The 10,340-nt window shown below is 40.2% G+C and carries 6 protein-coding genes; 1 reads left to right on the top strand and 5 read right to left on the bottom strand.

Features of this window, described 5'->3' with window-relative positions; all coding sequences use genetic code 11:
* Positions 1-477 precede the first annotated feature (477 nt).
* Positions 478-2,724 carry an LTA synthase family protein gene (locus tag BLP50_RS10655; protein ID WP_090154546.1) on the bottom strand — a complete coding sequence of 749 codons (2,247 nt, stop codon included), beginning with the start codon at positions 2,722-2,724 and terminating at the stop codon, positions 478-480.
* Positions 2,725-2,820: 96 nt separating this feature from the next.
* On the opposite strand from BLP50_RS10655, the gene BLP50_RS10650 reads away from it, so the two are divergent.
* Positions 2,821-5,373 carry a hypothetical protein gene (locus BLP50_RS10650; protein ID WP_090154544.1) on the top strand — a complete coding sequence of 851 codons (2,553 nt, stop codon included), beginning with the start codon at positions 2,821-2,823 and terminating at the stop codon, positions 5,371-5,373.
* Between the two features lie 45 nt (positions 5,374-5,418).
* Here the strand turns inward: BLP50_RS10650 and BLP50_RS10645 are convergent, their stop codons facing one another.
* From BLP50_RS10645 to murC, 4 genes are all read right to left on the bottom strand, one after another.
* Positions 5,419-6,597 (bottom strand): ribose-phosphate pyrophosphokinase, encoded by a 1,179-nt coding sequence (locus tag BLP50_RS10645; RefSeq protein ID WP_090154542.1) that lies wholly within the window; start codon positions 6,595-6,597, stop codon positions 5,419-5,421.
* Between the two features lie 21 nt (positions 6,598-6,618).
* Positions 6,619-7,608, bottom strand: coding sequence for an ATP-binding protein (locus BLP50_RS10640; protein ID WP_090154540.1), 990 nt, complete (start codon positions 7,606-7,608; stop codon positions 6,619-6,621).
* Between the two features lie 24 nt (positions 7,609-7,632).
* Positions 7,633-8,745, bottom strand: coding sequence for a DnaD domain protein (locus BLP50_RS10635; protein WP_176753757.1), 1,113 nt, complete (start codon positions 8,743-8,745; stop codon positions 7,633-7,635).
* Between the two features lie 211 nt (positions 8,746-8,956).
* Positions 8,957-10,336, bottom strand: a complete 1,380-nt coding sequence (murC, locus tag BLP50_RS10630; RefSeq protein WP_090154536.1) for a UDP-N-acetylmuramate--L-alanine ligase — start codon at positions 10,334-10,336, stop codon at positions 8,957-8,959.
* Positions 10,337-10,340 lie beyond the last annotated feature (4 nt).

Here is a 10,340-nt window from a genome sequence, read left to right as displayed (position 1 = left end):
AAATGGTTCTGAGGGTGTTATGGGCGATTTTGGAATGAACTTAGAAAAATATAAAGCAGGTTTTGTAATATATTTGCAGCTGCCGCTAGGATGGCGGCAGCAGTGGTCACGCTGAGACACGATGTCGAATGTGCCACGGTGCATATATATACAAAACCTGCTTTTTAATTTTTCTTAGTGAATGTATCATGAGCCCATAACACCCTCTTAAGAATCATTTTATACAACTGCCATTAAAATTAATTATGTGTCCGCACGGGTAGCCTACATTTTTGAAAACAATGTATTCTTAAAAAGACGCATGCTAGATGTTCACTCTTTGCATATTGAAAAACTATAATATTCGCAAAATTGTTTCCACACCCCGGTGGCAGGCCGGGCAGGGCGGGGCAGGGTAATTAAAAGCATAAGGGCGCTGTGAAAGAAGAGTTGTTGGCAAATAAAAAAACTCCCAGGGGATGCCTGGGAGCATGTGGCTTAGTTGTCGGCGCTTTCTTCCTCTTCGTCTTCTTCGGTGACGATGTCTTCCTCTGCGTAGCTTGGGTCTACAACCACGTATTTGTTGGATTCTCTAAATACGGTGTCGGAGCTACCCATCTGGCATACGGTGATTATGTCGCCGTTTTTAACGTCTGAGGCCTTGATTGAAAGAACCTGGCCTGATTCGTATTTGGTAGGTACCTGTTCGCCGTTGACAAATACCTTGGACCATTTAGTAAATTGCTCACCGTAAATGTGGTATCTGCCATTGAAGAAGTAGGCCTTGTCAATTGTGACATCAAGTACACCCATTTCGATTTCGGTAGGCTTATATGAGGTACCGTATTTGTAGGTGTAGCGGTTACCATACATGATGTCGTATTGGAGTAAACGCAAATCATTCATGTAGTCGCCTGTGCCGTATTTCTTGCCCTCGGCCATAACACGCTGGTGATATGCGTTGATGTTGCCGTTGTGAATACCAAGTCTGTTAAGGTACTCAGAAACAAGCTGGTATGTAGTGAGGTCCTTGTCCTCTTTTGGCATACCGAAGTTGTTCCATGTGAAGTATTTTGTCTGATAGAGGTCACCTGTAGCGACTTCATCCTCTGTAAGTCCCATAGTAGGGAGGTGATCTCCGAACATGATAACAAGTGTGTCCTCGCCTCTGGAATCAAGAGCATCAATGTACTGCTTAAGGAAATCATCTACGTTGTAAATACGGTTTACGTAGTATTCCCAAGCGTAATTCTCGCCCTCTGTTTTGCCGTTGGCTTTAACTTTGATAGCTGGGTCAGTCTCTACTGGGTAAGTAGGGTAAGAACCGTGACCTTCTACAGTGATTGTGTAAACAAAATCGCTACCAGCAGTTGAATCCATGGCATCCATTGTGCCTCCGATGAGAATGTCATCAGTAGGCCAGTTGCCAAGTGGAGTGTATTCTGTAATATCAAGCATTTCCTTAGAAGAGAAGGTATCAAAGCCCATCATAGAAAATGCGTTAGCTCTAGAGTAGAAGTTACCGCCATTGTTGTGGACAATGTGTGTGGCGTAGCCATCATCGTGAAGTACGTCGGCATAGCTTTCTACGTCAGTTTCCTTAAGGATAGTCTTCTGTGGGTACTCACCTGGGCCAAAGAAATTGCAGCTAAGGCCTGTGAGAATCTCAAACTCAGAGTTACATGTACCTGCACCAACAACAGGAACAATACAGTGACCTGTCGAGTAGTTGTCCTCAAGATAGTGAACGAAAGGAATTGGATCTTCGCTTGTCTCAAGGAATTCACACTCAGAAACATCATAGAATGACTCGAGAAGCATAACAACGATATTAGGCTTATTGTCACCAGTGTCGATTTCTGTGACTGTAAGATTGCCATCTGACTGACCATCCTCGCCAGCTATATCGTAGGTTGTAGTCTGGATTGAATCCACGTATGCTTGGTCAGCTTCGATGATGGATTTAATCTTTGAGTCTGAATAACCAAATGGTCTGTTCATACCTCTATCAAGTACCGAGGTAGAAAAACCATACAAATAACCGTAATCAAGATAACCCTGTGAAAGGTTGCCAAAGTATGATGTCATAACACCAGAGCTTCTAAGGAAGATGGTAGTAGGATAAAGAGATATGAAAAGTGCAATTACAAGCACAAGTCTCTGCCAGAAAGGCTTCACATCTTTTTTCTTTGGACCAAACTTTGCGTAAATAACTAATATAATAATGTAGATGATAAGTGCAATAATGGAAATGATTGCTTGTGTTGCTGAAAAGTAATTGCTATCCTGCATAGTCAGCAAATCGCTTATCATATAAAGGTCGGTGTAACCAAAAGGCGATACACGGTTTAGTAGGATAATACAGTTAATAATACCGAGTATTATAAATATCATACTGATAAATAGTCGCCACCAGCCCCTGCGTCTACTGAGGAATACAATGCTAAGTGCAACAAATATACAGTAGGAATTAAATAGGAAAGGACCGGTGTGATCTACTACGAAACCACAGGCCTGAACCAATGAGTGTCTTGATAGCCACTCCATAATAAATACAAGTAACATAGAAAGTGGAATGTGCATCCAAAATGCATAGTCAGTCCACAGTTTTATCCAACCTTTATGAAATTTTGAATCGAAGTACCATTTGACTGCCTTTGAATTAGCAAGGGCAACAAACGGCTTTTTTATTATCTGACGTCCTTGTTTAAAAAAGGCGCCGATTTTGCCAAAAATCTTTTTCATGAGCCCTCCGATTATGTTAAACTTATCTTTGAAACATAATCCAACGGATTATAACACTTTATTATATATTAGGCAAGAAAGCGAGATTCGTTTTAAATGAAGCTTCAATTTCACAAGAAGGGTATACCTACAAATGTTCTCAAGAGAATGGCTGTGCTATTTGTGGTATTTATCATTTCTGTAGTTTTTTTTGAAATAATAACAAATATATCAGAAAGCGTTAAAGTTAGTAAGCAATCAGATGCAACGCTTCCTATAGTATCTATCAACTTTTTAGGCGATGCATCAACAGAGCTACATGGCTATGTTAATGAGATGGACCCTGCTTATATGAGAGATGCCATTATTCCTCTCGATGGCAAGAGAAATGTTAACATATCCATCCAGTGCAAGGATTTTGATGTGGATTCGTTAGAGTACGCTATTTTATCCCTTGACACGCAGAGAAATATTTCAAAAAACAAGCTAAATTTCAATAAAAAAGGTGACATAATTACAGCTAGCTTTCAGGCTGAGAATCTTATTGAGAAAAATGAAGAGTACCTTCTTGTTTTAACCATTAAAAATGACGAACGTGAAGTATACTATTACACCAGAATTATGCAGCCTGAGGGATGCAATGAAGAAGATATATTGGATTTTGCCCAGTATTTCCACAAAACAGCACTTTCCGATGATGCTGGCGACCTGGCTACATATATAGAGCCTGATCCATATACAACTAGTGAGGATTTAAGTCATGTAACCATTAATTCGTCTTTGTCACAGGTTGCATATGGTACCTTTGATGGCAAACAGGTGGGAGATGTAAGAGTATCACTTACGGATATCAGTACCAATTACATCACTTTGACATTTAACTACTTGCTCACTAGAAAAAATGATGATAAAAGCGAGTATTATACCTGTTCAGAAGATTTCAGAATTAGATATACAGCGGACAGAATATATTTACTTGCCTATGACAGAACTATGGAGCAGTTGTTAGATGAGGATTCTGTTGTTATCAAGAATAATCTTTTGAATATAGGTATTACAGATCCAAATGTACAATATCTCTCTAATGAAACAGGTACAATAGTATCATTTGTACAAAATGGTAGCTTGTATGAGTACAATCAGACTGACCGTAAGATGAAGGAGATATTTACTTTTGTAGATAACCCAACAGATCCTAGACTTACATATGACCAGCATCAGGTACTTCTATTAAATATAGATGAATCAGGAACAATGGATTATGTGGTTTATGGATACATGAATTCAGGAAACCACGAGGGTCAGTGTGGAATCAATCTATTCCATTATGATGCTATAAACGATGTTTCTACGGAGCAGGTGTTTATCACTACTTCAAGCTCATATCAGATACTGAACGCTAATTTCTCAGAGTTACTGTACGAGACTGCAGATAATGATTTTTACATCATGGTAAATGGTACATTGCTTTACATGTCCCTTAATGAGCTTACAACCAAAGAGCTTATGACAGGTCTTGACGATGCTCAGTATGCCGTATCTGGCTCAAGAAGATATTTAGCATGGATGGATGAAGCCACAGTGGCTGAAGTAATCCACATTATGGATTTGGAGACTGGCTCAAGTTTTGATATAAAAGCTAATGAAGGTGAGGTTCTTAAGCCTCTTGCATTTATAGAAGATGACTTTATTTATGGAGCAGTTAAAAAGAATGACATTATGGTGGATGGTGCAGGATCAACTATCTATCCAATGTACAAGCTAACTATCTCCGGTATCTCTACAGGCAAAGCATATGAGCAAAAGACTTATCAAAAGAGTGGTTACTATATTAATAATATAGATTTACAGTCATATACAATTTATTTGGACCGCATCAAGATAGATGCTGATGGAACAATTCTTCCTGCAGAGGAAGACACTATTAAAAATAGTGTAGGTGAGCAAAACAAGGCAGTTCCAATTAACACAGCCATGGATGATGTAAAACAGCAGGTTGTGATATTTAGTATGACTCCATTGGAGGAAGATGAAAAACTTGGAAAAGTAGATTACGAAATGACTGGTCTTGTGCTTGCTGATGAAAGTAGAACTGTTTCTGTAGCATCGGCAACTAGTTCAACACAGTACTTTGTATATGTAGGAAGTAAGGTATCACTGGCCACAGATGATTTGATAGCTGCTATAGCAGAGGCAGATGCTAATATGGGTATCGTACTTGATAACGAGCCAAAATATGTATGGAAACGTGGCCGCAAGTCATACCAGAACACAATTACAGGTATAGCAGTTGGTTCTAGTGATTCCGAGGCTAGTGGAATGGCAAGAGCACTTTCGGCGATGCTAGTTCATGAAGGAGAAAATGTTCAGGTTCACAACCTCATAGAATCAGGAGAGACTCCTATTTCAATACTTTCAAGGACATTGAAGGGATATGACATACTAGATTTAACTGGCGCTTCATTAACCCAGGTTCTCTACTATGTAAACCTAGGAAATCCGGTATATGCTTACACCGGTGATGATACAGCAGTCCTAATTGTTGGATATGATGCAGCTAACATTATTTACTTTGATCCTATGACCAATACAAACTCAAAGATGGGATTAAGTGATGCACAAGAATATTTTGAAACATACGGAAATGTATTCGTAAGTTACATAAATTAATAAGATAAAATAAAAGGCCTGGTTCGAAAGAACCAGGCCTTGATTTTAATATTCGCCAGCTTTGTACCTGTTGATAAGCTTTTCGATACGTCCATAAGGATTGAGAAGCTCTGAGATAGAGCAGTCATGATTAAGAGTATCGATGATATATGCGATGTATTTAGACATGTCACACTTGATAAAGTAGTCTCTGTCCTGAATCTCCTGTGGGAGATATGTAAGGTTTGTAGTAACCACCTTGTAGATGATGCCGTCAGCAACTGCCTGATCGAACTTGTCCATTCCGTTTGTGAAAAGACCAAATGTTGCAACTACGAAGATGCGGTTAGCATTGCGCTTTTTAAGCTCTGTAGCTACATCAATCATAGACTCGCCTGAAGAAATCATATCATCTACGATGATAACGTCCTTACCTGCTACATCGTTACCTAAGAACTCATGAGCAACGATTGGATTACGTCCGTCAACAATGCGGCTGTAATCACGACGCTTGTAAAACATACCAACATTAACACCAAGCACTGATGCCATGTATACAGCTCTCTTTGTACCGCCCTCATCTGGTGAAATGATCATAAGGTGGTCATTATCAAGAGTTAAATCCTTGCAGTTCTTAAGGATACCCTTAAGGAACTGATATGTAGGAGATACAGTCTCAAAGCTGTATAAAGGAATAGCATTCTGAACACGTGGGTCGTGAGCATCAAATGTGATGATGTTATCAACACCCATGTGGATAAGCTCCTGAAGAGCCATAGCACAGTCAAGAGACTCGCGGCCGCTACGACGATGCTGTCTTCCCTCATAGAGGAAAGGAATAATAACAGTGATACGCTTAGCCTTGCCCATTGCAGCTGCAATGATACGCTTTAAGTCACAGTAGATATCGTCTGGACTCATGTGGTTCTCATGACCACATACAGTGTAAGTAAGGCTATAATTAGTAACATCAACAAGAATGTATAAATCAAGTCCACGGACAGATTGATTTATAACACCCTTACCCTCGCCTGAACCGAAACGAGGACACTCTGCGTCTACGATGTAAGAATCGCTGCGATAACCAGCAAGTGTAATAATAGACTGGTCGCTCTTGCGCTCCTGTCTCCACTGAAGGAGATAGTCGTTAACCTTCTCAGCAATCTTTGAACAGCTCTTGTGAGGAATTAATCCTAACTCAGCCATTGGGGGTGTGTTTTCCAACACGATTTCATTGTTTGGCATGTTTTGCTCCTTGAATAATATTTAATTGTTAATTACTTTCTTTATACGAATATCCTCGCCTATTAGTTTGAGAACGTCATAGTTAGAGAATACTCTAGAAGTAATGCGTTCACTGTAAGTGTCTCTCATCTCTTCAAATGAGAGATTAGTAGAAATGATAGTGGATTTGTTCCTAAGGAGTCTCTCGTTGAGACACTGGAACAATCTCGCTGTAGTAAAAGAATTCTGGAACTCAGTTCCTAAATCATCAATTATCAATAAATCACAATCAAAAATCTGGTCGTGAATGTCTGCTACATCAGCGTTTTTCTTGAAAGTCTGCTCCTCGAAAACGCGGAAAAGCTCGAAGGCTGTAAAGTAGATTACAGATACGCCCTCGTCCAAAAGTGCCTTAGCAATACAGTTAGAAAGGAAAGTCTTTCCGCAACCCGTCTGCCCAAGCAACAAGAGATTACCACCTTTTTCTTTAAAATTCTGCACAAAGTTTTTAGCTCTTTCTAGGGCTATTTGTGCAGTGGCACGGGCGCTAACCTCAGAATTACCCTCAAAATAGTTTTCGTCGTATACATCTAAGTCATAAAAATCAAAGTTTTCTTTTGAAAGGATATTGCTGATGTTAGATTGCTTGTAAATGATATTAATGGCTGCCTGCTTGAAGCAATGGCAGCGCTTGCCATTGATGAAACCAGTATCCTTACAATCAGGACAATCGTAAGGAGGCTCTAAATAGTCAACAGGAAATCCATGTGATAATAGAAGTGATTCTCTGCGCTCTTTGAGCTCGTTAAGGCGGCGCTTTGACTCAGCTGCAGCCTCTGATACATCTTTTCCATCTAGTATTGCTGTGATAGAAGTAACTGAAACGGAAGAAGCCTCTGCGTCAAGTTCTGCAAGGGCTGGGATGGCCTCGTACACTTCATCTGTACGATATGAAACAATTTGGTTGTTACGTGACTGCTTATGATTATATTGACGCATAAGCGCATCATATTGTTCGTTTGATAATGCCATTTTTCTTCTCCCCCTTTATGAAATCTAGTACCCCAATAACTTCTTCTCCAGAGCCTCATAGTTGTAATCGCGCTCTGTAAAATTCTTGAATTTGTTGTTAGTAGGCTTTGACTTAGCTGTAGTAGCAGAAGTCTGACGAGCCTTTGCAAAAGAATCCTTTGCTGAGTTCTTTGCCTGGAAGTCCTCATCAAGCTTAGCAATGTCATCTAAGCTCTTAACAGATGCTTTGTACCATTTAGTAAGAATAGAGTCCGCATACTTAAATGATGGTCTATTAGTCTGTGAGATTGTTCTAGAGCAAGCCTCGCAAATGATATCTAAACTAAGGCTATAAGTGTTAGCCCATTTATCAATATAGTTGAGCTCCGACTCAACCAAATCTCTTCCTGAGATACCCATGGCCTTTTTGATGCCATAGACTGTGTTGTTTCTGTCGGCGCTAGTCTTTCTGGCAGCCTCGACTGTGGTGATACCGTCCTCTGCCCAGTTTCTGGCAACAGTATCCATGTAGTGGAAGCTAGTGTGACCGCCGTCGATGCATGTCTCGATAAGATACTGAATCAAATCTGGAGTCATGTGTAAGCTGTCGTACCAGAAAAGTAAAGTAGTTGTATCGCTAGTAGAAAGTGGACGACCAAGATAAGTCTGAGTAACGAAAAGCAAATCGCTAACGTCGGCCTCTTCCTTGAAAGCCTTTAATTCGTCAGGGCTGTAATTTGGTCGTACAACCTCTAGCTTGTTTGTTTTATTAGTGATAGGTGATGGATTATGATCTGGTGCGCTAGCAACAAATGGGCTAGCACACGCAGCATAATCAGCTTGTGGTGCAGAATCGAAGGTGTTCGCATCCACTAAACAGATTCCTGAAAGCTCATTATCTGAAGAATATTCAAGATGAAGCAGGCCCACTTTCTCCCAATAAGTGAAAGCTCGCATTACGTCTTTTTCTGTGTGGTCTAAGCAGTCCGCCAACTGCTCGATGGAAAATTCGTATCCATCTTTATTTAGACAACGAAGTAGATAAAGGTAAGTCTTGACGTATTCCCCATTGGCATCTTTCATGAAATCATCAATAAAAGTATTAGAAACACAAGTAAAACCCGAGTTATTACTAGTGTGCAACATGATGTCAGCCATAAAATTATCCTCTCCTCGTAACTTGAGGCAAATTATATCAAAGGATGAGCAAAAAGAAAAGGGCATGACCCCCGCAAAGCCTTGTAAATAAAGGGTTTGTAAGAATTGTGGACAATGTGGATAACCCGTATACTTACCATAAAAAAGGCAAAAAAAATCCACATTTAGGTCAAGGGAAAAACCCCTTCAAAAATGTGGATAATGTGGATAACTATTTGTTAAGTAGGTTTTCGCCTACTAAATACACATCTCCGGCGCCCATAGTTATCAACAGGTCATTGTTAATAAGATTTTTTTCTAAAAAATTTTCACAGGCATCGAATGAACCTAAATAATGTACCTCTGTGCCTAGCTTTTCTATTCTATCTGCAATGTCTTTTGCGCTGACACCATAGATATCTGGCTCTCTAGCTGGATAGATATCTGCAAGAACAACCATGTCTGCTGCTGAAAGTGCCTGAGCAAAATCATCAAGGAAGCTCAATGTTCTGGTGTATGTGTGAGACTGGAAGCAAACAATTAATCTACCGTGAGGATAGTTCTTGGCAGCCGCCAGGCTAGCCTTAATCTCTGTTGGGTGATGAGCATAGTCATCAATAACAGTAGCCCCATTAAAAGTACCCTTGTATTCGAAGCGGCGATGAGCGCCACCGAATTTAGCAAGGCCTGCGATAATGTGCTTGTAATCAATACCCATCTCAAGGCAAAGTGCTATAGCAGAAAGGGCATTGCTTATGTTGTGATCGCCAGGTACGTTAAGAGATACTCTCTCAAGAGGTGTGCCATTAAATACAGGAGTGAAGCTAGCATAGCCCTTTTCATTATATGAAATATCAGAAGGGACCATATTAGCATCGCCCTTAAGTGCGTAAGTGATTACCTTGCATTTAACATCCTGAGTGAAGTAGTTAACATCATCTATTTCATTATTAATGATAAGTACACCGTCAGCAGATGTGTTTTCCGCAAATTTCTTAAATGAAGCGCGAACATTTTCAAGGTTCTTGAAGAAATCAAGATGATCTGCTTCTACATTTAAGATAATGTTGTATTTAGGGAAAAATGAGTGATAGCTGTTAGTATACTCACATGCTTCCGTAATAAAGATATCACTGTCGCCAACATGAACGTTGCTGTGGATGGCATCCAAAATACCGCCAACAGAAATAGTTGGGTCGCTTGCTGTCTCAAGGAGAATCTGGCTGACCATGGAAGTGGTAGTAGTCTTGCCGTGTGTTCCAGCAACTGTGATAGAGCGATTGTAGTTCTCCATAATTTCGCCAAGTAGCTCGGCTCTAGTAAGCATTGGCTTGCCAGAGGCCTTAGCCGCCTTGAACTCTGGATTATCCTCGTGGATTGCAGCAGTGTATACGATGAGGTCGATATCATCTGTAATATTAGCTGCAGCCTGTGGATAATTAATATTTGCTCCAAGAGCACTTAAATGCTCTGTGAGCTCTGATGATGCACGGTCAGATCCTGAAATAGTAAATCCGGCACCAAGTAATATCTCAGCTAAACCACTCATGCTGATGCCGCCAATTCCTATAAAATGAACGTGAATCTTGTCATTAAAGTTTATTTTGTACATTTCA

This window comes from Pseudobutyrivibrio sp. AR14 (assembly GCF_900101325.1).
In the GTDB taxonomy this organism is placed as follows: domain Bacteria; phylum Bacillota; class Clostridia; order Lachnospirales; family Lachnospiraceae; genus Pseudobutyrivibrio.
Note: the sequence above shows the minus strand (reverse complement) of the source record. Positions and strands in the feature narration are given on the sequence as shown.

Bases quoted from the DNA above. Each gene is read 5' to 3' on its own strand.
- BLP50_RS10655 (WP_090154546.1), bottom strand. From the start codon at position 2,724: ATGAAAAAGATTTTTGGCAAAATCGGCGCCTTTTTTAAACAAGGACGT.
- BLP50_RS10650 (WP_090154544.1), top strand. From the start codon at position 2,821: ATGAAGCTTCAATTTCACAAGAAGGGTATACCTACAAATGTTCTCAAG.
- BLP50_RS10645 (WP_090154542.1), bottom strand. From the start codon at position 6,597: ATGCCAAACAATGAAATCGTGTTGGAAAACACACCCCCAATGGCTGAG.
- BLP50_RS10640 (WP_090154540.1), bottom strand. From the start codon at position 7,608: ATGGCATTATCAAACGAACAATATGATGCGCTTATGCGTCAATATAAT.
- BLP50_RS10635 (WP_176753757.1), bottom strand. From the start codon at position 8,745: ATGGCTGACATCATGTTGCACACTAGTAATAACTCGGGTTTTACTTGT.
- murC (WP_090154536.1), bottom strand. From the start codon at position 10,336: ATGTACAAAATAAACTTTAATGACAAGATTCACGTTCATTTTATAGGA.